19 protein-coding genes are annotated in these 23,188 nt (G+C 73.3%); 9 read left to right on the forward strand and 10 right to left on the reverse strand.

From position 1 onward, the window contains the following. Nucleotides 1-4: 4 nt before the first annotated feature. The 5 genes from ACFT41_RS25570 to ACFT41_RS25590 all read right to left on the reverse strand — a co-directional run bounded on the left by ACFT41_RS25570 (nt 5) and on the right by ACFT41_RS25590 (nt 9,753). Nucleotides 5-463, reverse strand: a complete 459-nt coding sequence (locus ACFT41_RS25570; RefSeq protein ID WP_377588913.1) for a flavin reductase family protein — start codon at nt 461-463, stop codon at nt 5-7. Nucleotides 464-556: 93 nt separating this feature from the next. Continuing rightward, on the reverse strand, nt 557-1,033 hold the full coding sequence (locus tag ACFT41_RS25575; RefSeq protein ID WP_043969052.1) for a thioesterase family protein: 477 nt from the start codon (nt 1,031-1,033) through the stop codon (nt 557-559). Nucleotides 1,034-1,037: 4 nt separating this feature from the next. After that, nucleotides 1,038-6,860, reverse strand: a complete 5,823-nt coding sequence (locus ACFT41_RS25580; protein WP_377588910.1) for an SDR family NAD(P)-dependent oxidoreductase — start codon at nt 6,858-6,860, stop codon at nt 1,038-1,040. Beyond that, nucleotides 6,857-7,840 carry an enediyne biosynthesis protein gene (locus ACFT41_RS25585; protein WP_377588909.1) on the reverse strand — a complete coding sequence of 328 codons (984 nt, stop codon included), beginning with the start codon at nt 7,838-7,840 and terminating at the stop codon, nt 6,857-6,859. The genes ACFT41_RS25580 and ACFT41_RS25585 overlap by 4 nt, the downstream gene beginning before the upstream one ends. Further along, the gene (locus ACFT41_RS25590) at nt 7,837-9,753 is read right to left on the reverse strand and encodes a CRTAC1 family protein (protein WP_377588908.1); all 1,917 of its coding nucleotides are present in this window, start codon (nt 9,751-9,753) and stop codon (nt 7,837-7,839) included. The genes ACFT41_RS25585 and ACFT41_RS25590 overlap by 4 nt, the downstream gene beginning before the upstream one ends. A gap of 636 nt (nt 9,754-10,389) precedes the next feature. Between ACFT41_RS25590 and ACFT41_RS25595 the strand changes: the two genes are divergently transcribed. Next, entirely contained in the window at nt 10,390-10,704 is a 315-nt protein-coding gene (locus ACFT41_RS25595; protein WP_377588907.1) for a hypothetical protein, read from the forward strand. A 151-nt stretch (nt 10,705-10,855) separates the two neighbouring features. Then, nucleotides 10,856-12,409: an NAD(P)-binding domain-containing protein gene (locus tag ACFT41_RS25600; protein WP_377614012.1), complete on the forward strand. Its 1,554-nt coding sequence runs from the start codon at nt 10,856-10,858 to the stop codon at nt 12,407-12,409. 3 nt (nt 12,410-12,412) lie between these two features. Here ACFT41_RS25600 and ACFT41_RS25605 read toward each other — a convergent pair whose 3' ends face one another. The 3 genes from ACFT41_RS25605 to ACFT41_RS25615 all read right to left on the reverse strand — a co-directional run bounded on the left by ACFT41_RS25605 (nt 12,413) and on the right by ACFT41_RS25615 (nt 15,512). Then, nucleotides 12,413-13,012: a nitroreductase family protein gene (locus ACFT41_RS25605; protein WP_377588911.1), complete on the reverse strand. Its 600-nt coding sequence runs from the start codon at nt 13,010-13,012 to the stop codon at nt 12,413-12,415. A 164-nt stretch (nt 13,013-13,176) separates the two neighbouring features. Then, complete coding sequence (locus ACFT41_RS25610; protein ID WP_377588904.1) at nt 13,177-14,295, reverse strand: glutamate--cysteine ligase; 1,119 nt, start codon at nt 14,293-14,295, stop codon at nt 13,177-13,179. A gap of 50 nt (nt 14,296-14,345) precedes the next feature. Beyond that, nucleotides 14,346-15,512, reverse strand: a complete 1,167-nt coding sequence (locus tag ACFT41_RS25615) for a M20/M25/M40 family metallo-hydrolase (RefSeq protein ID WP_377588902.1) — start codon at nt 15,510-15,512, stop codon at nt 14,346-14,348. Between the two features lie 237 nt (nt 15,513-15,749). Here ACFT41_RS25615 and ACFT41_RS25620 point away from each other — a divergent pair, with 237 nt between their 5' ends. After that, entirely contained in the window at nt 15,750-16,301 is a 552-nt protein-coding gene (locus ACFT41_RS25620; RefSeq protein ID WP_377588901.1) for a carboxymuconolactone decarboxylase family protein, read from the forward strand. 52 nt (nt 16,302-16,353) lie between these two features. On the opposite strand, the gene ACFT41_RS25625 is transcribed toward ACFT41_RS25620, so the two are convergent. Then, nucleotides 16,354-17,286 (reverse strand): hypothetical protein, encoded by a 933-nt coding sequence (locus ACFT41_RS25625; RefSeq protein WP_377588900.1) that lies wholly within the window; start codon nt 17,284-17,286, stop codon nt 16,354-16,356. A gap of 117 nt (nt 17,287-17,403) precedes the next feature. On the opposite strand from ACFT41_RS25625, the gene ACFT41_RS25630 reads away from it, so the two are divergent. The 6 genes from ACFT41_RS25630 to ACFT41_RS25655 all read left to right on the forward strand — a co-directional run bounded on the left by ACFT41_RS25630 (nt 17,404) and on the right by ACFT41_RS25655 (nt 22,923). Next, complete coding sequence (locus ACFT41_RS25630; RefSeq protein WP_377588899.1) at nt 17,404-18,249, forward strand: maleylpyruvate isomerase family mycothiol-dependent enzyme; 846 nt, start codon at nt 17,404-17,406, stop codon at nt 18,247-18,249. A 193-nt stretch (nt 18,250-18,442) separates the two neighbouring features. Further along, nucleotides 18,443-19,624, forward strand: a complete 1,182-nt coding sequence (locus ACFT41_RS25635; RefSeq protein WP_377588898.1) for an acyl-CoA dehydrogenase family protein — start codon at nt 18,443-18,445, stop codon at nt 19,622-19,624. A 178-nt stretch (nt 19,625-19,802) separates the two neighbouring features. Next, nucleotides 19,803-20,219: a molybdopterin-binding protein gene (locus ACFT41_RS25640; protein WP_377589239.1), complete on the forward strand. Its 417-nt coding sequence runs from the start codon at nt 19,803-19,805 to the stop codon at nt 20,217-20,219. Further along, nucleotides 20,216-21,010 (forward strand): molybdate ABC transporter substrate-binding protein, encoded by a 795-nt coding sequence (modA, locus tag ACFT41_RS25645; RefSeq protein WP_377589238.1) that lies wholly within the window; start codon nt 20,216-20,218, stop codon nt 21,008-21,010. Before ACFT41_RS25640 ends, modA begins: the two co-directional genes overlap by 4 nt. Nucleotides 21,011-21,016: 6 nt before the next feature. Then, a complete protein-coding gene (locus ACFT41_RS25650; protein ID WP_377589237.1) occupies nt 21,017-21,838 on the forward strand; it encodes an ABC transporter permease in 822 nt (273 codons plus the stop codon). Further along, nucleotides 21,835-22,923 carry an ABC transporter ATP-binding protein gene (locus tag ACFT41_RS25655; RefSeq protein WP_377589236.1) on the forward strand — a complete coding sequence of 363 codons (1,089 nt, stop codon included), beginning with the start codon at nt 21,835-21,837 and terminating at the stop codon, nt 22,921-22,923. Before ACFT41_RS25650 ends, ACFT41_RS25655 begins: the two co-directional genes overlap by 4 nt. Nucleotides 22,924-22,938: 15 nt before the next feature. On the opposite strand, the gene ACFT41_RS25660 is transcribed toward ACFT41_RS25655, so the two are convergent. Next, entirely contained in the window at nt 22,939-23,142 is a 204-nt protein-coding gene (locus tag ACFT41_RS25660; protein ID WP_377589235.1) for a hypothetical protein, read from the reverse strand. Nucleotides 23,143-23,188 lie beyond the last annotated feature (46 nt).

Genomic DNA, 23,188 nt, shown 5'->3' on the forward strand with positions numbered 1-23,188 from the left:
GCGGTCAACCCTTGCCGACCTCGCAGAACCGGCCGCCGTGGAACAGCAGCGCGTCGCTGCTGTCGCCCCTGCCGGTGCCGAGCACGGAGCCGAGGAAGATGGAGTGGTCGCCGCCGTCGTACACGGCCGCCAGCTTGCACTCCACCCAGGCCACGTTCCCGGACACGATCGGCGCTCCGGTGTGCGGTCCCGCTTCGCACGGCACCGTTTCGAACTCCCGCTCGTCGCGGGGCCGGCTGGAGCTGGCGAAGTAACGCGCCAGCCCCTCCTGGCCGGTGGCCAGGATCGACACCGCGAAGGTGCCCTGCGCCAGGACGGTGTCGTGCATGACCGAGCTGCGCTTCACGCACACCAGCACCATCGCCGGGTCCAGCGACACCGAGGTGAACGCGTTCGCGGTCATGCCGTGCGGCAGGTCCCGGCCCGACGTCACCACCGTCACGCCGGTGGCGAACATCCCCATCACCGCCCGCAGCTCGGCGTGGTTCGCCGCGGTGGCCGGCCGGGACACCGTCGCCGCGCTGGTGGTCGGTCGCTGGTCCGCTCTGGTCACGGCTCAGCCCTCCCCGACGCCTTCGAGCACCTTGCGCTGCCCACCCGCGGCGGGGGCCACCGCGTACCGCGACAACGCCGCCCGCAGCGTGTCCGGCACCCGCGTCGGCCGGGTGTCGGTGTTCGGGCCGCGCATGCACGCGATCCGCTGCCGCCCCCGGGCCACCAGCTCCTCGAAGCCGTCGCGCAGCCGCACGTAGTCGAAGGCGAAGCCGATCTGGGTCTGCGTGAGGTCCTCCAGCCGCATCCGGATCGACAGCTCGTCGAACGCGGTGATCTCGGTGAAGAACTCGCACTCGCACTTGAGGGTGAACAGCTTCAGGTCGTCGCGGATGTCCGCCAGGACCTCCGGCGCCTGGTCGCGCAGGAACATCTCCCGGCACCGGCCCTGCCAGCGCATGTAGTTGACGTAGTAGACGTTCCCGACGAGGTTGGTCTCCTCGAAACCCACCAGGTGCCGGTACTCGTAGTAGGACTCCATGACTTCACCTACTTCCTTCCGCCAGCATCGTGAACACCACCGGGTCCCCGACGTCGTTGAGCGCGGTGACGAAGGTGGCGACCCGCGCCGCCCCCGACCGCAGGGCCACCCACCCGGCCGCGCCGTTGGGCTCGGCCACCAGGTCGACCCGGGCGTGGCCGTTCTTGCGCAGGCACTCGACCGCGCCCCAGACCCGGGTGGCCGCGACCGACAGGTCCTCGCCCTGCTCCCGGGCCAGCAGCGTGGCCAGGGCCAGGCCGTCCTGGCCGATCAGGCCGGCCCACTCGTCGCCGGAGCGGGCCGAGGCCAGTTCCACGTCGCAGCCCACCGCCGCCGAGGCGCCGGCAACGGCGACGGTGACCCCGGCGCCGTGCGAGGCGGAGATCCGGACGTCGGCGTCGACCTCCGGCTTGCCGTCCGGCCGGTAGCGCACCGTCGTCTCCGTGCCCAGCGCCCAGCTCACCGCGCGGGCGGTCTGCCGGCGGCGGGCCTGCGTCCCGGTGGCGTCCGCGTCGTCGGGCCGCACCACGACGCGCAGCTCGTCGGGCAGGAACGCACCGACCCGCCGCTCCAGGTACGGGCCGACCAGCGCCGGCAGCCACGGCCCCGTGCCGTCCTGCTTGCGTACGGCGTGCAGGCGCAGCCCCTGCCACCGCTCGACGAGGTTGCCGTCGGCGTCGCAGACGTCCACGTCGTAGTGGTAGGTGTCGCCCTGGCGCAGCCGCTCGACCGCGTGGATGGTGACGGTGTCCAGGGTGGCGGCGACCTTCGGGTCGGCCAGGTGCAGCCGCTCGATCCCGCCCGGCAGCAGCGTCGCGTCCGGCACGCAGCACTGCAACGCGTGCATCACCGTGTCCCGGGTGCCCGGGTCGCCGAGGACCAGGTCGCTGGGGCGGTACCGGGCGAACCACGCGTCGACCGGCCGGTTGGACACCCGTGCCGTGCAGCTCGTCGCCGCCAGGTCCAGGTAGCCCAGCAGGCGCTGGAACCGCCGTCCCTGGAACAGCACCGGGCCGTACAGGTCGCGGGCCGGGTCGATCGGCAGCAGCCCCGCCGCGGCGGTGCCCGGCCGGGCCTCGACCCGCAGCGGCCGGTCCCAGCGCAGCCGGGCCCGGAAGTGGTCGGCGGCGAAGTTGGTGTCGCTGCTGCGCACCACCGCCTCGACCGTGCCGTCCGCGGCGGCGAGCACCGCGATCCGGATCGTGTTGCTGCCCGTGGGCGGCACCACGATCGGCCGCAGCAGCTCGACGTCCTCCAGCACCGGGGCATCCGCGCGCCCGGTCAGCGCCGAGGCCGCCTGCGCCATCGCCTCCATGCCCAGCACGGCGGGGAAGAGCAGGTCCCCGTCGAGCAGGTGGTCGGGCAGGTAGAGGTCGTCGTCGGCGGTCAGGTCCGCGTCCACGACCAGCTCCACGCCCGGGTAGTGCACCTGCGGCCGGTCGACGAAGCGCAGCAGCGGCAACTCGCGCCGCTCCAGCGTGACCGTCGCCAGGCCGTCGGCGCGGCCCATCACCACCAGCGCCTGCGGCGCGGCCGGGCTGGCCAGCACCTCCTTCAGCGTGGCGATGCCGGCCTCCACGGGGATCGGCGCGATGCCGTCGCGGGTGAGGGCCTCCAGCACCCCGAGCCGCTCGCCCATGCCGGCCCCGGACCACACCGACCACTCCAGCGCCAGGCACCGGATGTGCGGGTAGTCCTCGCCGACCTTGCGGGTCAGGTCGGTCATCCAGTCGTTGGCCGTGGCGTAGTGCCCCTCGCCGCGCAGCCCGGCCCGGCCGATGATGCTGCCGAAGGTGACCAGCAGCCGCAGCGTGTGCGGGTCGGTCGCGGCGAGCACGGCCTCCAGCCCGTCGATCTTCGGGGCCAGGGTCCGCCGGAACGTCGCCTCGTCGAGGCTGGCCACCGCCGTCGGCTCGTTGCGGCCGGCGCCGTGCAGCACGCCGGTGACCGGGCCGAGGACCCGCTCGATGTCGTTGACGGCCGCCTTCACCTCGTCCAGCGCGGTGATGTCCGCCCGGGCGTAGTGGAAGCGCACCCCGGCGGCGGTGAGCCGCTCGAGGTTGGCCGCCAGCTCGGCGTCGGTCGCCGGGTCGGAGCGGCCGATCAGACCGACCGCCGCGAGGGTGTCGCGCCCCAGCGCCAGGGCGCACTCGGCGGTGATGCCCTTGCCGCCGCCGGTGACGAGCAGCACGTCCTCCACGCCGAGCCCCGGCCCGCCGTTGGGCGGCAGGGACGCCGGCCGCAGCACGGGCACGTGCCGGTTGCCGTCGGCGTCGTAGTGGACCTCGCTGAACCCGGCGGTGGCCGCGACGTCGGCGACCACCCGGGTCACCGTGGCCGCCACCGCCTCCTCGGACGGCTCGTCGGCCAGCGGCAGGGTGACCACCGTGGTGACGATCTCCGGGTGCTCCTGGTGCAGCGTCTTGGCCAGGCCGGCGGCGGTGCGCCGGTCACCCACCGCCACGAACCGCACGGCGGTGCCCTGCGCCAGCGCGGCCCGGGCCGCGCGCAGCATCACCGGGATGTGCTCGGCCTGGCCGTCGCGCGGCAGGCACAGCAGCACCCCGCCGCCCACCCGGGCCTGTTGCAGCGCCGTGCGCAGCGGCTCGGCGAGCGCGTTGTGCCCGGCGGTGAACGCCTGCCAGCCTCCGTCGGCCGGGGCGCCGACGCGCGGCCCGACCTCCGTGGGTACCAGGTCGATCGCGAACGCCCGCACCCACGGGGCCACCCCGGCGATCGACGCCTCCTGCTCGTCGCCGCCGGCCGTACCGCCGGCGGCGTCGTCGAGGATCTGCGCGATCTCCGCCACCGTGGCGGTGGCGTAGCTGGAGGTCAGCGTCGGCGCGGCCACGTTGAGTTCCCGGGCGGCCTGGTTGACGATCTGTCCGACGGTGATCGAGCTGAGGTGCAGCTCGTCCAGCGGCCGGCTGTCCGGCCGCACCGCCTCCAGCGGCAGCTCCGCCCGCTCGGCGGCGAGCCGGCGCAGCAGCTCCAGGCTGTCGAGCGTGGCGCCGGGCCCGGACACCGCCACCGACGCGCCGTTGGGCGAGGCCGCGACGGGGGCCAGCTCCTGCGCGGTACGGGCCACCGCGAAGTCCCCGGCCGGCGCCGACTCGGCGGGGCTGGCGAAGAACCGCAGCGGCCGGCCCGGCTCCAGCGGCCGGGTGAACCGGTCCTGGAACAGCGCCTCGTGGTTGACCGGCGCGCCCGCCGCGTACGCCGCGCCGACCGCGTTGAGCAGGCCCGCGAGCGACAGGCTGTCGGTCTCCAGCGAGATCGTCGGCACCTCCGGGGCGATGTCGGCGGCGAGCCCGCGCAGCACCCGCCCCGGGCCGACCTCCAGCAGCAGGTCGGCGTCGTCGGCCAGCCGGCGCACCGCCTGGGTGAACCGCACCGGGTCCAGCACCTGCCGGCGCAGCAGCTCCGGCACGTCGGTGTCGGCCGGCAGCACGTCCCCGGTGACCGTGGAGACCATCGACTGCGCCAGCGGCGCGAAGGTCTCGCCGCGCAGGTGCTCGGCGAACGCGACCGCCGCCGGGGCGACGGCCTCGGAGTGGAAGGCGTGCGACACCGCGATCCGGGTCCAGAACAGCCCGGCCCGCTCGGCCAGCGCCCCGACCCGCAGCACCGCGTCGACCGGGCCGGAGACCACGGTCTGCTCCGGGCTGTTGTAGCCGGCGATGACCACCGGCGTGCCGGCCAACAGCGGCTCCACCACCTCGGGGGCGGCGGAGATGCTGGCCATCGTGCCGTCCCCGGCGCTGGCGTCGGCCATGATCCGCCCGCGTGCGCCGGCGGTCGCGATGAGCGTCTGCTCGTCCATCGCGCCGGCCCAGTGCAGCGCGGTCAGCTCGCCGAGGCTGTGCCCGGCCGCGCCGGTGGCCCGGATGCCGAGCATCGACAGCGCCCGCAGGCCCGCGACCGACGCGGTCACGATCCGCGGCTGCGCCACCGCCGTGGCCACCAGGTCCGCGCCGGGCGGCGGCTGGTGGGCCTGGTACAGGGCGTCGATCTCCTCGAACCGGCGGCGCAGCGCGCCGCCGTCGGCCCGCCGGCCCGCGCCCTGACCGGGGAAGAGGAACCCGATCCGTGGGGCGGGGCCCGCCGCGCCGAGGAAGACGCCGCCGGCCGCGTCGATCACCCGCTGCTCGCCGGCGTCGACCAGCTCGACCAGCCGCTCCAGGCGCTGCCGCGCCTGCTCGGGCGAGGCGACGACCACCGCCGCCCGCACCGGTCGCCCGGCCAGCTTCCCGGCCAGCGTCACGGCCAGGTCGCCCAGCTCCGCATACGACAGGCGGCCCACCCAGGGCGCCAGGTCCGACAGCCGCGAACCCAGCTCCTCCGGGGTACGGGCGTCGAACATCAGCAGCTCGGTGTCCTGCCGGGAGCGCACCAGCGCGGTCGTCGACGCCCCGATGCGGGTCCGCCGGCCGCTCTCCGCGCTCTCCAGGATCACGTGGGCGTTGATGCCGCCGAAGCCCATCGACGACACGGCCGCCCGGATCGGCTTGTCGGCCGGCCACAGCTCCGCTGTGGCGGGCACCCGCAGGGCGGGCTGCTCCACGTCGAGCACCGGGTGCGGGTCCACGTGCCCGGTGGCCGGTGGGATGACCTGCTGGCGTACCGCGAGGATCGCCTTGAGCAGGCCGGCGACCCCGGCGGCGGCCTTGGTGTGCCCGAAGTTGCCCTTCACGGTGCTGATCGCGGCGGGCGCGCCCGCCGGGTCGGCCTCCTGCCGGGCCTCGGTGAACGCGGTCAGCTCGGTGGCGTCGCCGACGGCGGTGCCGGTGCCGTGCCCCTCCAGGTAGGCCACCGAGTCGATGCCGAAGCCGGCCCGCTCGTAGGCCCGGCGGATGGCCAGCCGGTGGCCGCTGGCCTCCGGCCGGGTGATGCCGCCCTTGCCGTCGGAGGAGTAGCCCCAGCCGGCGATGACGGCGTGCCGGCGCAGGCCCCGCGCGACCGCGTCCTCGTCGCGCATCAGCACCAGCATGCCGCAGCCCTCGCCGGGCCAGAACCCGTTGGAGTTGCGGTCGTAGACCCGCATCTCGCCGGTGGCCAGCGCGCCGGTCTTGGCGAAACCGATCACCTCGAACGGGTCGATGCTCAGGTCCACGCCGCCGGCGACGGCGGCGTCGAGGTCGCCCCTGGCCAGGGCGTTGCAGGCGGTGGCGACCGACAGCAGCGACGACGAGCAGGCCCCGTCGACGGTGTAGCCGCCGCCCTTGAAGTCGAAGTGGTTGCAGACCCGGCCGGCGATGGTGTTGGCCAGCCCACCGGCCAGGGTGTCCTCGTCGATCGGCGGGAACGGCGCCTTGTAACGCGGCTCCAGCTCGTCGAGGAAGGTGCCGACGGCGGCGTCGTCCCAGCCCTGCTCGCGCAGCGCCGCCCCGACCGTGCGCCGCACGTACGGCCAGCGCAGCCGCAGCAGGTTGGCGCGGCTGAACTCGCCGGTGAGGGTGTTGCCGATGACCACGCCGGTGGTGGCCAGCGGCAACCCCTCGCCGTCGGCGAAGCCGGCGTCGGCCAGGGCCCGGGCGACGGTGTCCAGGGCCAGCCAGTGCGTCATGTCGGTGGACCGGAAGGTGCTCCCGGCGATCTTGTGCTTGACCCGGTCGAACTCGAAGCCCTCGATCACGGCGGCCTTGGCCGAGTAGAACCGGTCGGGCGCGGCGGGGTCGGGGGAGTAGTAGTCCTCGGCGTTCATCCGCTCGTCGGGCAGCCGGCGGAACGCCCGGCGGCCGGTGAGCACGTTCTCCCACAGCTGGTTGGGGTCCTCCGCGTCGGGATACCGGCAGGCGATCCCGACGACGGCTATGCGGTCGCTCACGCGATGCTCCTGGGGGTGTCGAGGGTCAGCGCGGCGGCAGCCCGGGACTTCTTGCGCATGTCCGCGATCCACCAGCCGATGCCGCGGATGCCGCAGACGACGACCACCGCGAAGAAGAGCGTGTAGACGACGTTGAACAGCATCAGCACGCCGTAGGCCATGGCCACGCCGGAGCCGAACATGAACTGGTTCATCGGCTTGACCGGGGTGGTGCCCGGGTCGGTGATCATGTAGTTGGTGAACAGCACGAACGCCACCCCGGTCATCACGGCCAGCGCGGAGAACAGGGCGACGTCCCAGATCCAGGCCCGCAGGAACGCCTGGATGGCGAAGCCGCCGAGCCAGCCCACGATCAGCGGGACCTTGCGGGTCAGCAGCGCGTTGATCACGGTGCCGGCGGTCACGATGATGATCGGGATCATGATCCGGAAGTACGTGTTGGCGTTCTCCGTGAACTGGTACGGCGGGGCGATGGAGATCCAGGAGCCGAAGCAGACCAGCGCCATGGTGATGCCGAAGTTCGACGGGTTCATGTAGTGCCGCATCCGGCCGTAGACCGGGGCCTGGAAGACGTACTTGCCGGTCACGCCGACGATCACGGCGAACGCGATCGGCAGGAACATGTCGTTGGCGTACAGGAGCATGTTGCAGGCCAGCGCGGTGATGTGCGAGGGCAGCAGGAACTCGTACACCCGGCGGCCGCCGCCGCCGAGGAACCGGGGGGTCTCCTTCTTGGCCCAGGCCCGGATCAGCTCGAAGCTGATCTCGGCGGCGTAGCCGGTGAGCACCGCGAAGATGGGCCACAGCCACGGCTGCTCGAAGCCGAGCAGCGTGTAGCCGAAGATGTTGAAGACGCTGATCGAGATGGCGAAGTTGCGCAGTGCCAGGTAGCGGCGGTCGGGCTCGGGCTTGGCCGGCGCGGGGCGGATGGGGGCCGCGGGCGCGGTGTCGATGCTGGGGGGCGGGGCGATCGTGGTCATCGGTTCGGAACCTCCTCGACACGGTCGGTCAGCACGAGGGTGTGCGTGCCGGCGGTGAGCTGCTGGCTGGTGCTGTGCAGTTGGCCGCTCAGGTCGCGCCAACGCATGTCGACGGTGACCGGGCCGCTGCTGGCCCCCAGCCCGAAGTGGACCTCGAAGCTGCGCTTGCCGCCGTGGCCGCTGCCGCCGTCGAGCTGGGAGATCTGCTTGCGTCCGTCCGGCGTGGTGACCGTGACGGTGGCGCCGTACGCCGGGGTGCAGAGCATCTGGTCCGCCGGGGCGCCGACCGCCGGCCGGTACAGCCGCAGGTTCAGGTAGTTGCCCTTGCTGGGCGCCTCGTTGGCGTAGAACGCCGGCGGGCCCCACTGGTGGGCCACGGCGAGGTCCAGCGCCCCGATGCCCCGGGTGTCGGCCGTGGCGATGCCCCGGGTGGGGATCGGCACGTCCAGGCCGACCTGCTTGGTGATGTTGGCGAACTCGCCGCTTGCCGTGCGGGCGAAGAACGCCAGCGGCTGGCTGCCGGCGATGTCGTCACCGGGCTGCATGTTCGGCCACATCGCCGGGTTGGACATCAGGTCGTCGTTCATCATGGCCATCTCCTGCAGCCACGGCCAACGGTCGATCTTGCCCTTGACGAAGCCGAGGGTCTGCACGACCTCCAGGTCGCCGCTGTTGAGGAAGTCGCCGAACTTCACGTCCCAGCCCCAGCCGCTCCAGGCCAGGCCGAGCGGGCGGGCCTCCTGGGTGAACGGGGCGACGCCCTTGTCGAGCTTGGTGAGCATGTCGCGCTCGTTGCTGGCCCGGTTGATCCAGACGAAGTTGCTCTCCTCCAGGCCCCAGGCCGTGGTGATGTTGGAGACCATCATGTCGAAGCTGCCGTTGCGGTCCAGGTCACCGAAGTCGATGCCCATGCCCTTGAACGAGCCGTTGCCGAGCACGAACGACTTGGGCGTCGTGGGGGTGCGCTCGCCGACGGCGATCTTGAACTCGATACGGCCGGGCCTGGAGACGTTGTGCAGCAGGTGGTCGTGGCCGAAGTCGTTGGCCACGTAGACGTCGGGCAGGCCCCGGCCGGTGAGGTCGGCGGCGTTGAGGCCCAGCGTCCAGCCGGTCGACGCGACGAACGGGATCGCGGCGCGCTGCGGCACGAAGGTCACCGAGGGGCTGTCGCCCGAGGTCGCCGACTGCCAGCGCAGGACGTGGCTGCCACCGCCGTTGGTGGCGCTCGACAGCGTCTCGTTCATCTCGACGTTGTCCTGGCCCCGCGTGTTGAGCACGTCGGACTCGGGGAAGTAGTTGCCGATCACCACGTCCGGCCGGCCGTCGCCGTCGAGGTCGCTGACCAGCGAGGCGTTGGTGTGCCACTTCGGCCCGTGGTAGAGGCCGTCGGGCGAGCTCTGCGGCAGCAGCTCCTGGCGCTGGTACGTGGCGTTGGAGACCGTGGTCGCGCTGGCCTTGTGCAGGAACAGGATGGGCACCCGGCCCCAGTAGGTGACCATGAGGTCCATCCGGCCGTCGAGGTTGTAGTCGCCCGGCACGCAGCCCATCGGCGCCATCGTGTCGTCGATCGGCAGCGGCGCCGGGTCGAGGATGAACGGCGCGAACTGGTCCTCCTTGGGCGCGGTGGGCGCGTACGTCACGACGACCTTGTCGGTGCGCACGTCCACGAAGCACAGGCTGTTGGCGCGGCCGTGGCCGGTGAGGTCGTTGATCGCGATGCTCGCCCCGACCGACGAGACCCAGGCGCGGATCTTGTGGTACGAGCGGTTGACGTCGCGAATCGTTTTTTTGGGTAGCTGGTCGTAACCGTCCGGGTAGGCGATCGACTGCTCGGTGAAGCGGTATCGTGTGGCGGCCTCGTCGGCGCCGGCGACCGACACGCGGCTGTCGATGATGAAAAAGAGCGAGGCCACGAGTAGAATCGCGACTATTCCGGGACTGAGCGAGCGTGCGCGTTGACCCAGCACGGTACGGTCTCCTTACAACAGTGCCATCGGCTTCTGCCAAAGCCGATGGCGGGAACAGGGCAGACGGCATCACCGCGGCGGTGTTCCACGGGCGGTCCCGGGATGCTGCGCGGCAAGGGATGGGGGTTTCGCCTGACGTCGAGGGCTTCGCGGCGCGACGGGTCGGCCGGAGGAAGAAGTTTCTCCAGCAATTTTCCTCGACGCGGCGAATCTGCTTTTCTGGCGTGCCTGGTTTCCTCCTGCGGCGGGCGGGGAAAGTGGATGCTCGGCGACCGGATCAGGCCAGGTTCATCGTGCGACGGTGGCGCCGGGGCGCGCTTCTTTCACATTGCTCCCGACGTTTTCGCAGCATGAGGCCGGTTTAGTTCGCGTATAGCGGACGATTTGACGCGTCGGATCCCTATTGGTCGATCTCACCGCGTTGGCCCATTGTGTCCACTCGCCGGCGCAAGACGGCAATATGGCGACTAACTGTCGTCGCCGAGATCGCTAGCGTGGGTGGCGGCGCTGCCCGAGGCGCCGCCCGGGTGGCGTCCGCAGGGATCGCTTCCGCCCGGGACCCCGGGAAGAGAGGAAGCCGCCGTGTCTGTCGAGGGGTTCTGGAAGGTGGCCGTCGCCACCCCGTTCGGCGTCCGCCGCACCGAGTTGGAGCTGTTCAGCTCCGACGGTGTCCTGCAGGGCATCTCCCGCGGTGAGAAGGAGACGCTCACCCTGAACGATCTCACGCTGGAGGGCAACCGGCTGTCCTGGTACCAGTCGATCAAGAAGCCGATGCGGATGGACCTGGTCTTCGACGTGACGATCGACGGCGACGAGATGACCGGCACCGCCAAGGGCGGCCCGATGCCGGCGGCGAAGGTCAGCGGCCACCGCGAGCCGGCCGCCCAGCCCGCCTGAACCATCGTCCGCGCACCGGCCGTCCCCGTCCGTCCGGCGGGGGCGGCCGACCTCCGTCCTCCGTCCTTCGGCGACACCATCCAACCTGGATATGTATTGACTGAAGTGCATTTATCCACAATGGTCTTGGGTACTCGACGCGGGAGCATCCATGACCGACTTGCCAGAAGGCACCGAGCACCACCGTTACCTGATCATCGGCGCTGGTCCGGCCGGCCTTCAGCTGAGCTACTACCTCCAGCAGGCCGGCAGCGACTACCTGACGCTGGAACGCGCGGCCGAACCCGGCGAGTTCTTCCGCCGGTTCCCCCGCCACCGCAAGCTGATCTCCCTGAACAAGGTGCACACCACGAGCACCGACCCCGAGATCCGGCTGCGCTGGGACTGGAACTCGCTGCTGCACACCCCGGCCGACCTGCCGTTCGCCAACTACAGCCGCGAATACTTCCCCTCTGCCGACGACATGGTCCGCTACCTGGGCGACTTCGCCCGCCACCACGGGCTCGCCGTCCGCTACGACACGACCGTCGAACTGGTCTCCAAGACCGACGACGGTTTTCTCGTCCGCGCCGGGGGGCGGCTGCTGCACGCCGACTGCGTGGTGTGGGCCGCCGGCTGGGGCCGGCCCAACGTCCCCGACGTGCGCGGCATCGAGCACGCGATCGGCTACGAGGACATGTCCACCGACCCGGCCGACTACGCCGACCAGCGGGTGCTCATCCTCGGCAAGGGCAACTCCGCGTTCGAGACCGCCTCGGCGATCCTCGGGCACGCCGCCATGATCCACCTGGCCAGCCCGCGCCCGCTGCGGCTGGCCTGGAACACCAAGCACCCCGGCGACGTACGCGGCCACCACGGTGCGGTCCTGGACAGCTACCAGTTCAAGACCCTGCACTCCGTGCTCGACTGCGTCATCGACGAGATCCGCCCCGTGGGGGACAAGTACGAGGTGCGCCTGACCTACACCCACGCCGACGGCGAGACCGCCGTGATGGAGTACGAGACCGTGCTGCGCTGCACCGGCTTCGCCATGGACACCTCGGTCTTCGCCGACAACTGCCGCCCCGGCACGGTGCCCAGCGGGCGGCTGCCCGCCACCCGGCCCGACTGGCAGTCGGTCGACGTCGACGGGCTCTACTTCGCCGGCACGCTCGCCCAGGACCGCGACTTCAAGAAGGCGTCGTCGGCCTTCATCGACGGCTTTCGATACAATCTGCGTACGCTGACCGCCCTGCTGCGCGAGCGGTACGAGGGCGCGCCGCTGGCGTACGAGAAGGTGGCGGCCGACGCCGAGGCGCTCACCGAGGTGGTGCTGGACCGGGTCAACTGGAGCTCGGCGCTGTGGACCCAGTTCGAGTTCCTCTGCGACGCCCTCGTCGTAGACGCGGCCGCCGGGGTGGTGCGCCACTACCACGACCTGCCCGAGGACCACGCGGTCGCCCGGTTCGGCGGCGAGAGCCACTACTACACGTTCTCGCTGCGCTGGGGCCGCGACGCGTACAACGACGTGTTCGCCATCGAGCGGCACCCGCAGCCCGACCGGGCCGCCGAGAGTGCCTTCATCCACCCCGTGGTGCGCCGCTACCGGGGCGGGGAACTGGTCGAGGAGCTGCACCTGCTGGAGGACCTGCTGGCCGAGTGGCGTCGGCAGGACCGGCACGTGCAGCCCCTGCGCGAGTTCTTCGCCGCGGACCTGGGGCGGTGAGGCCTACCGGAGGACCATGACCTCCGACAGCGCCTTGCGGGTCAGCTGCGGGACGGTGACCCCCTCGGCCGGGTAGCCGACCGGCATCACCAGGCAGGCGCGCTCCTCGGCCGGGCGGTCGCAGATCTCGTTGAGGAACCGCATCGGGCTGGGCGTGTGGGTGAGCGTGGCCAGCCCGGACAGGTGCAGGGCGGTGATCAGCACGCCGACGGCGATGCCGACCGACTCCTTGACGTAGTAGGGCTTCGGGGTCTGCGGCCCCTGGTGCACCTCGAACACCACGATGACCACCGGGGCGGTCTCCAGGAACGGCTTCTGCCAGTCGGTGCCCATCGGGGCCACCGCCTCCAGCCACTCCTGCGAGGCGCGGCGGGTGTAGAACTCGATCTCCTCGGCCTCGGCGGCCTCGCGCAGCCGCCGCTTGCGTTCGGCGTCGGTCACCACCACGAACCGCCAGGGCTGGAGGTTGGCGCCGCTGGGGGCGGTCGCGGCGGCCCGGACGGCCTCCTCGATGACCTCCAGCGGCACCGGCTCGGCCGAGAAGTGCCGCACCGACCGGCGGGCCGCCATCCGGTCGGCGAACGCCCGGGCGGTGCGGTTCATCAGCGTGGGTTCCAGCCGTTGCAGGTGGAACGGGGTGGTCGCGATCTGGTCCATGGACGGCCTCCATCAGCAGGTCGGGCCCCTCCAGCATCACCCACGCCACCCGCCGTCGGTTGCGCGCGATTGCTCAGATTTGTGAAGTCCGGCCGGGGCTGCTCGACGGATCAGCCCGCCGTTCGCTCCGCCAGGTGGTCGACGACGTCGGCGAGCGTCCCGCCGGCGCGCACGATCGCCCGCTGACGCCGCGCCCCGGTGCCGTCGGCGGCGAGCTGCTCCAGCCACCGCGCGACGGGGTCGTGGTCGCCGTGGGCGCGCAGCGCCGGCTCCACCGTGGCCAGCAGCTCCCGGGCCAGCTCGACCGCAGGGCGCAGCCGGCCCGTGCGCGGGTCCAGGCCCTCGCCGTCCAGGCCGTCGCGGGCCGCCCGCCAGTACGCCACCCGCAGCAGCTCCCCGGCGACGTGCGGGGCGGGCTCGCCGGTGTCCACCGCCTCCGACAGGTGCGCCACGAGCGCCCGCACCAGCGCCGCGTAGCGCGCCGCGTCCTCGGCGGTGAGGGCGGAGTCGGCCACCCGGACCTCGAGGGTGGGGTGCCGCTCCGAGGGGCGTACGTCCCAGAAGATGGTGGCCCGGTCGACGAGGGCGCCCGCGTCCAGCAGCCGCCCCACCACCTCGTCGTAGTGCTCCGCCGAGTCGAACACCGGCGGCGGGCCGGCCACCGGCCACCGGCCCCAGACCGTGGTGCGCCAGCTCGCGTATCCGGAGTCGCGGTCGTCCCAGTACGGCGAGTTCGCGGTGAGGGTCAGCAGCAGCGGAAGGTAGGGCCGCAGGTGGTTGCCGACCAGCACCGCCCGCTGCCGGTCCGGCATCTCCACGTGCACGTGCAGCGCGCACAGCGCCAGCTCGTCGTGCAGCCCCCGGTATGTCTCCGTGCCGCGGGTCTGGCGCGGGCCGACGGTCATCGGCGGCGGCACCACCCCGGCGACGGGCGCCGTGCCGGTGGCCACCACCCGCAGCCCCGCGGCCCGGGCGCAGTCCGCGACGACCTTGCGGGCCTCGCCGAGCTGGTCGGTCAGCTCGCCGAGGGAGCCGCAGGCGTGGGTCCTGGTCTCCAGTTGCAGGGTGGTGATCTCCCCGGACACCCGATCCCCGAGCGACGCCGACGCCGCCGCGACGATCTCGGCGGCCCGGGGCGCCGGGGCGCGGGTGGCGGCGTCGACGACGAGGAACTCCTCCTCCACCCCGAATCGGGGTGGGGCCGTGGACCGGCGCGTGGTGAGGCTCATGACACACCATTATGGACGGTGTGCGGGCCCGTGGACAGCAGCGACGCGACTCACAGGCGCGCGGGAACGCCCCGACCCGCGGCCACCGGGCCGCGCCGCTGCCGGGTGAGCACGCCGGCGACGGTCGCGGCGAGCAGGGCGGCGCGGTCGGGCAGCTGGCTGACGTCCACCCACTCGCTGCGGGCGTGCGACCCGCCGCCCACCCCGCCCAGGCCGTCGAGGGTGGCCACGCCCAGCGACCCGGTGAAGTTCGCGTCGGACGCGCCCGCGGCGTGCGCGGCCTCCAGCGGCGGCAGGCCCAGCTCGTGGCCCGCCCGGCGGGCGATCTCCAGCAGCGGCGTCGCCACCGCCTCCTGCAACGGGTACCGGTTGATCCCGCCGGCCACCACGAGCGCGGCCTCGGCCAGCTGGGGGGTCAGGGCGTGGATCAGCCGGTCCACCCGGTCGAGCTCCTCCCGGGTCCAGGCGCGCACGTCGACGCAGAACGTCGCCGACTCGGGCACCTGGTTGCTGATGGTGCCCGCGCTGAGCACCGTCGGCGTGACGCTGGTGCCCTCGGCGGCGAACGCCCGCACGGCCAGCACCTGGTGGGCCAGCTCGACGGCCGCGTTCACCCCCCGGTGCGGCTCCACGCCCGCGTGCGCGGCCCGGCCGCGTACGGTGATCTCGTACCGGGAACCGCCCTTGCGGGCGACCTTCAGCGCGCCCGTCTCCGTGGCCGGCTCGCCCACCAGCACCGCCCGCGACCGCCGGGCCTGCTGCTCGATCAGCGGCCGGGACGTCGGCGACCCGCTCTCCTCGTCGCAGGTGAGCAGCACCCCCACCCGGGAGGTGTCGGGCAGCAGCGACAGGGCGGTGACCAGCTGCACGATGCCGGACTTCATGTCGCACACCCCTGGCCCGGTGGCGATGTGGTCGGCCACCGCGAAGGGCCAGTCCCGCGTGGTGCCCTCCGGCCAGACCGTGTCGTAGTGCCCCAGCAACAGCACCCGCTGGTCCTCGGCCTGCCAGAGCAGGTGCGGCAGCCCGTCGCGCGTGACCCGCACGGCGGGCCGGCCCAGGATCGGGCTGATCCAGCTCTCCAGCAGGTCGGCGCAGGCGTGCAGGTGCCGTACCGCCCCGGGCGGGGATTCGGCGTGCACGAGTTGGCGCAGTCGGTCCACCATGGTCCCGGCCTGTGCCCGGGCACCCTGCCGTATGTGCGTCGTGTCGACCATGGTGCCGATCGTGGCAGCGGCTGCTCCGCAGCGGCAATACGCGTACGTGCCCTGCTCGTCGCCCTCCGTGTCGGCCCAGGTACGGGCCCCGCAGACGGCATTCTCGAAGAAGGAGCGGGGCGTGGGCGCGGGCCGCAGTGGGCACGGTGGAAGAAGCGGACGGGCCGCCGGGTCGGCACCATGCGCAGCAGGACCGCGTCGCCGCCGGCCGCGGCCTGTCACGCCGAGGAGAGACACGTGGCACACATCGATCTGGGCCTGGACGAGACGCAGTATCCGGGCATCAGCGGGCTCATGCGCTACCGGCCGGAGACCGCCGTGGCGCTCAACGCCCTGGCCGAGGCGCTGCTGCACGCCCCGCACCCCACCCTCAGCGCCGGCGAGCGGGAGCTGATCGCCGCGTACGTCTCGGGGCTCAACGACTGCACGTTCTGCTGCTCGTCGCATTCGGCGTTCGCCGCCGCCCAGCTCGACGGCGGCATGCCGCTGGTGGCCCAGGTCCGGGCGGACCCGGACACGGCGGAGGTCTCCGCGAAGCTGCGCGGCCTGCTGCGGATCGCCGCCGCGGTCCAGTCCGGCGGCCGCAACGTGAGCGCCGCGCTGGTCGACGCGGCCCGCGCCGAGGGGGCGACCGACCTGGAGATCCACGACACGGTGCTGATCGCCGCCGCGTTCTGCATGTTCAACCGCTACGTCGACGGGCTCGGCACCCGGCTGCCGGAGGACCCGGTGGCCTACACCGAGACCGCGCAGCGGATCAAGGTCGGCGGATACGTCGGCTCGGCCTGACCGGCCCCGGCCCGGCGGGCGCGGCTCCGTGCCCGCCGGCACGCCCGTCGCCCTACCCGTTGTACGGCATGGTGGGGAACCAGCCGTAGCCGAACATGGCGGGCAGCCGCACGTCCCAGTAGACGACCATGAACACGCCGAGCGCGATCAGCAGTGCCCCGGTCACCGCGGCGGTACGGGACGGGCTGGCGGTGAGCCACTGGACGAACCGCCCCCGGGTGGCCACGATGATCAGCGCGAACAGCGCGGCGACGACGGCGATGTTGCCCAGCGACTGGAGCACGAACGCGCCCGCGCCGTACAGCGGGTTGCCGGTGTCCACCGCCCAGTGGAACAGCTTGTTGAACAGCGGGTACGGCCGGCCGATGAGGAACCCGCCGACGAGCGCGCCGAGCACCACGACCCGGGCGACCGGGCGCCGCGCGAACGGGTCCGGCAGCGTGCCGAGCGCCGCCAGGCCGAGGTAGACGAAGGCGAGCCCGATCACGCCGAAGACGACCATCGACTGGACCAGGCGCACCGGCAGCCCGCCGACGGCACCCGTGGACAGCTGCGGCAGCCGGTCGCCGAGCAGCACACCGACGAAGCCGTACGTGGCGGCGACCGCCACCATCCCGACGGTGAGCCAGCCGACCGGCCGCAGCAGGACGCGCAGCCCGGCCCGGGTCGCGCCCGCACCGCCGGCCTGGCTCATCGGGCCGACCGCGGCGGCCATCGCGATGTTGCACGCCGTGAACGTGCCGGCCAGGCCGGAGACGAACGCGAAGACCAGACCCGCGACGGTGCCACCGATGGCGGTGCCCTTCGCGTCGTGGCCCAGCAGGGTGTTGGCGACGTTGTCGCCGATCACGTGGTCGACGAACTCGTACGACCACAGCACCGCCAGCAGGACTCCCGCCGCGACGCCGCCCAGGACGATCCCGCGCGAGCGCGGGTGGGTGTGCGCGGAGAGGCGGACCGCGCGTCCTCTTTCGCTGACAGTCATGGATGGATTGTGGGGACGGTTCCCCCCATTGACTTCTTCCGTGTTGCCCTGTTCGAACCGGGCAGGACGGCAACCTCGAACAAGTGTTCGCGCGCCCGCATCCTCCATCGTGGACACATGCCGGTCACCCCGCACCAGTGGCGTCGCGTCCGCACCTCCGTGCCCGTCGTCCTCGGGCGGCTGCTCGCCCTCGTCTCCGACGCCCCACCCGACAAGCCTGCCACCGCGCACTGGACGGTGGCGGACACCATGGCCCACCTGTGCGGCGTCGCCGCGATGGGCCTGGCCCTGGTCCGGGGCGCCCCGCCCGACCTGCCGGTGCCTGGCCTGCTCGAGCTGCGCCGGCGCACCACGGTCGACACGATCTCGGTGATGAACGCGGAGGTGCTGCGGCACTTCACCGAGCGGCGGCTGCCGGCGCTGGCCGACCGGCTGCGCGCCGACGTCGAGGAGGTGCTGCGGGCGGCCGACGAGGCCGGGCCGGAGCACGAGGTGTCCTGGCTGGGCGGGGCCCGGCTGCCCGTCACCGGGCTGCTGGCCCACCTGCTCAACGAGCTGAACCTGCACGCCTGGGACATCGCCCGGGCGGTCGGCCGGCGCTGGGTCGTGGATCCCGCCGACGCGGCGCTCTTCGTCGACCTGTTCATGGTGGGCATGACCCGTCGCGGCTACGGCCGGCTGCTGGACCGGGGCGGCCCGGCGCACCCGGGGACGATCTCGGTGAACTTCCGGCACCGCTTCGGCCCCGAGGTGACGATGGCCCTGGCCGAGGGTCGGGTGACGGTGGCGCCGACCGAGTCCCGTCCGGACGTCCGGCTCTCGTTCGACCCGGCCGTGTTCACCCTGATGTTGTTCGGCCGGGTGCCCCGGCTGCGCGCGGTGCTCGCCCGCAAGTTGTGGGTGAGCGGCCGCCGGCCCTGGCTGCTGCCGGTCTTCCTGCGCACCATGCGCCTGCCCTCCTGACCTGCGCCGCCGCCCTCGCGGGCCGGGAGGGCGACCGTGCCGGCGCTGGGAGAGGCGACCCTGCCGAGCGGGGCGCCCGCGCCGACCGTGGGACGGCGCGGGCGCAACACGGAAGAAGTGCCCGCACGGCGACGGGTGCGACCGTGGGACGGACAAGGTCCACAAGACCGGAGAGCCTTCCCAAGGAGGAACTGTGACTGTTACCGAAACCCCCACGCGCGAGGAGATCCTCAGCCGCGTCGCCAAGGCCGAGCCGGTGCTGCGGGAGCACGTTGCCTGGTCGGAGGAGAATCGCCGCCTGCACGAGGCGACAGTCGAGGCGATGGCCGAGGCCGGCATCTTCCGGATGCGGGTGCCCAAGCGCTACGGCGGCTACGAGTGCGACGGCGCGACGCTGGTCGAGGTCGGCGCGGCGCTGGGCCGTATCGACGCCTCCGTGGCCTGGGTCGCGATGGTGAACTGGATCCCCACGTACCTGGTGTGCATGTTCCCCGACGAGGTGCAGGACGAGGTCTTCTCGATCCCGGACGTGCGGGTCTGCGGGACCAACGCCCCCAAGGGCACGATGGTTCCGGTCGAGGGTGGATACATCCTCAACGGCCGGTGGCCCTTCGTCAGCGGGGCGCACCACGCGCACTGGATGGAGGCGGCGGCCGTGATCCTGCGCGACGGCGCCGAGCCGGAGCCGGTCATGACCATGGTGCCGATGTCCGACATGGAACTCGTCGACGACTGGCACACCACCGGGCTGCGCGGCTCCGGCAGCATCACGACGGTGGCCACGAACGTCTTCCTGCCCGCCGAGCGGGTCATTCCGCTGGGCGCCGCGCTCGCCCCGAACACGCTGTCGGAGACGAACCGGAACATCCCGATCTATTCCACCCCGGCCACGCTGGTCGCCGCGGTCTCCGGGGTCGGCATGCTGGCCGGGCTGGCGAAGGCGGCCTGGGACACCTTCTTCGACCGGCTGCCCGATCGGAAGATCATCTACACCGACTACCCGAGCCAGGCCGAGGCCCCGCTGACCCACCTGCGGGTCGGCTCCGCCGCCCACAAGATCGACCAGGCGATGTTCCACGCCCGGCGGATCGCCGAGGTCGTCGACCACAAGGCGTTCAGCGGCGAGGCGTGGACGGTCGAGGAGCGGGTCCGGGTGCGCGCCGACCAGGGCGAGGCGGCCCGCCTGGCCAAGGAGGTCGCCGACATCTTCCAGATGGCCAGCGGCGGCACCTCCATCTACACCGACGTCCCGATCCAGCGCCTCGTGCGGGATGTCACCTCCGCCGCGCTGCACGGCCTCGTCGTCCCCGATGTCAACACCGAGCTGTACGGCCGGGTGCTGTGCGGGCTGGAGCCCAACACCCTCTACATGTGACGCCTGCCCGCCGCGCCGGCCCTCCCACCACCGTCGGTGGGAGGGCCGGCGCGTCGCGCGTCGCGCCCCCAGGCCCCGTCGACTGCTGCACCTGCCAATCCTGGTGCCGGGTCAGGCTGGTGCATGCCAGGTCGATGCCGCTTGCCGCCTCGCAAGCGCGGCACGGTAGAGTGCCGGCGTGGCGATGTTCCGGATCGGTGAGGCGGCCGAACTGCTCGGCGTCAGCACCGACACGGTGCGGCGCTGGGTCGACGCCGGCCGCCTCGCCGCCACCCGCGACGTGCACGGCCACCGGGTGGTCGACGGCGTGGACCTGGCCGCGTTCGTCCGGGCCGCGGCCGCCGCGCCCGAGGAGCACGCCGAGCTGTCCTCGGCGCGCAACCGGCTGCGCGGCATCGTCACCGCGGTGGTCAAGGACACCGTCATGGCCCAGGTCGACATCCAGGCCGGGCCGTTCCGGATCGTGTCGCTGATGAGCCGCGAGGCGGTCGACGGCCTGGGCCTCGAGGTCGGCGCGATCGCCGTCGCGGTGATCAAGTCAACGACGGTCGTGGTGGAGCGGCCGTCTGCGCCGAAAGGCAGGACCGGCACATGACCGGAGCGGCCCGCACGGCCCTGGCCGGGGCGATCGCCCTGGCCCTCGCCCTGGCCGGCTGTGCCGGCGGCGCCGACCAGCCGGCGCCGGGGGAGGGCGTCGACGGAGTGCGCGGCCCGGTCACCGTCTTCGCGGCGGCGTCGCTGACGGAGGCGTTCACCCGGCTCGGCGACGAGTTCGAGGCCGCCCACCCGGGCACGACGGTCACCGTCAGCTTCGCCGGCAGCTCCGCCCTGGCCACCCAGGTCAACCAGGGCGCCCCCGCCGACGTGTTCGCCGCCGCGTCCCCGGCGACGATGCGTACGGTCACCGACGCCGGCAACGCCGCCGACGCCCCGGCCACCTTCGCCCGCAACCAGCTGGTCATCGCCGTGCCGAAGGGCAACCCGAGGGGCATCGGCGCGCTGGCCGACCTGACCCGGCCCGGGGCGAAGGTGGCGCTCTGCGCCGAGCAGGTGCCCTGCGGCGCGGCGGCCCGCACCGCCCTGGACGCCGCCCGCGTGCCGCTCACCCCGGTCACCCTCGAATCCGACGTCAAGGGCGCGCTGGCCAAGGTGCGCCTCGGTGAGGTCGACGCCGCGCTGGTCTACCGCACCGACGCCACCGCCGCCGCGTCCGACGTGGACGCCGTGGAGTTTCCCGAGTCGGCCGGGGCCGTCAACGACTACCCGATCGTCGTGCTGCGGCAGGCCGGAAACCCGACGACCGCGCGGGCCTTCGTCGCGTACGTGCTGTCCGACCGGGGCCGGGCCGCGCTGACCGCCGCCGGGTTCCAGCCGCCACGGGCCTGACCGCCGGTGGTACGCCCGCCCGCCCCGACCCCGCGCCGCCGCGTTCCCGGCCGACGGGTGCCCATCGCCCTGTTCGTTCCCGCCGGCCTCGGGTTGATCTTCCTCGTGCTGCCGCTGACCGGGCTGCTCGCCCGTGCTCCGTGGGCCACCCTGCCGCAGCGGCTCGCCGCGCCGGGGGTGCTCACCGCGCTGCGGCTGTCCCTGCTGACCGCCACTCTCGCGACGCTGCTCTGCCTCGCCCTCGGCGTACCCCTGGCCTGGGTGTTGGCGCGGGTGCGCTTTCCCGGCCGGCGGCTGGTGCGGGCGCTGGTCACCGTGCCGTTGGTGCTGCCGCCGGTGGTCGGCGGCGTGGCCCTGCTGCTGGTCTTCGGCCGCCGTGGCCTGCTCGGCGGCTGGCTCGACGCCACCTTCGGCATCACCCTGCCGTTCACCACCGCCGGGGTGGTCCTCGCCGAGGCGTTCGTGGCCATGCCGTTCCTGGTCATCGCCGTCGAGGGCGCCCTACGCGCGGCCGACACCCGCTATGAGGAGGCCGCCGCCACCCTGGGCGCGGGCCGGTGGACGACGTTCACCCACGTCACGCTGCCGCTGGTCGCCCCCGGTGTGGCGGCCGGTGCGGTGCTGTGCTGGGCCCGGGCCCTCGGCGAGTTCGGCGCGACCATCACCTTCGCCGGCAACTTCCCGGGCCGCACCCAGACCATGCCGCTGGCCGTCTACCTGGCCCTGGAGACCGACCTGGAGGCCGCGATCGTGCTCAGCCTGGTGCTGCTCACCGTCTCCGTGACGATCCTCGCCGGTCTGCGCGACCGTTGGGTGACCGGCCCGTGACCGCCCCTCCTCGCCGGGAGGCGTCGACGCCGCTGCTCGACGCCCGCCTCGTCGCCGACCGGGGCGCGTTCCACCTTGACGTGGCGCTGCGGGTGCGGGCGGGGGAGGTGGTCGCGCTGCTCGGCCCCAACGGCGCGGGCAAGACCACCGCGCTGCGCGCCCTCGCGGGCCTGCACCCGCTGGCGGCCGGGCACCTCACCCTCGACGGGGCCGAGCTCGACCGCCCCGCCGGGCGGGTGTGGGTGCCGCCGGAGCGTCGCCCGGTCGGCGTCGTCTTCCAGGACTACCTGCTCTTCCCGCACCTGAGCGCCCGCGACAACGTCGCGTTCGGTCCCCGTCGGCGCGGCGCGGACCGGCGCGCCGCCCGCGCCCGCGCCGATGCCTGGCTGGACCGGGTCGGCCTCGCCGGGTACGCCCGCCGCCGACCCCGGCAGCTCTCCGGCGGGCAGGCCCAGCGGGTGGCGCTGGCCCGGGCCCTCGCCGTGGAGCCGACCCTGCTGCTGCTCGACGAGCCGCTCGCCGCCCTCGACGCCCGCACCCGCCTGGACACCCGCGCCGAGCTGCACCGCCACCTCGGCGCGCACCCCGGTGCGACCGTGCTGGTCACCCACGACCCGCTCGACGCGCTGGTGCTCGCCGACCGGCTGGTCATCGTGGAGGGCGGCCGGGTGGCCCAGGAGGGGGACGCGGCCACCGTCACCGCCCGGCCCCGCACCGACTACGTCGCCCGCCTGGTCGGGCTGAACCTGCACCGGGGCCGCGCCGACGGCCACCGCGTACGGGTCGGGGCGCTGACCCTGACCGCCGTCGACAGCGTCGTCGGCGAGGCGTTCGTCGCGTTCCCGCCCGCCGCCGTCGCCCTGCATCGCGCCCGGCCTGACGGCAGCCCCCGTAACACCTGGCCCGCCACGGTGGCGGGGGTGCAGCGGCACGGGGATCACCTGCGGGTCGAGCTCGGCGGGACGCTCCCGGTATCCGCCGACGTCACCCCGGCCGCCGCCGCCGCGCTGCGGCTGCGTCCCGGTCAGGAGGTGTGGGTGGCGGTGAAGGCCGCCGAGACCCGCGCCTACCGGGCGGGCAGCTGACCCGCCGTACGCCCGTCAGGTCGCGCTGCACGCCAGCGGGCCCGGCGCCGGCGGTGCACCGGCGCCGGTGAAGCCGACCCAGATTGCCTGCCCGGCGGGCAGGGTGCCGTTGTAGACCTGGTTGCTGAAGTGGACGGTCCCCGTGGTGCGGTCGGCCGCCGCGCGCCGGCCGGTGCCGCCCCTGGTGGCTCCGCCTTCGTGGACCGCTGGGGTGCCCATGCCTGTCCTCCGAGGAGATCGACGTGTCGCCGCGCTTCCGACTGCC

It is taken from the genome of Micromonospora sp. NPDC057141, from assembly GCF_042670805.1.
In the GTDB taxonomy this organism is placed as follows: Bacteria; Actinomycetota; Actinomycetes; order Mycobacteriales; family Micromonosporaceae; genus Micromonospora.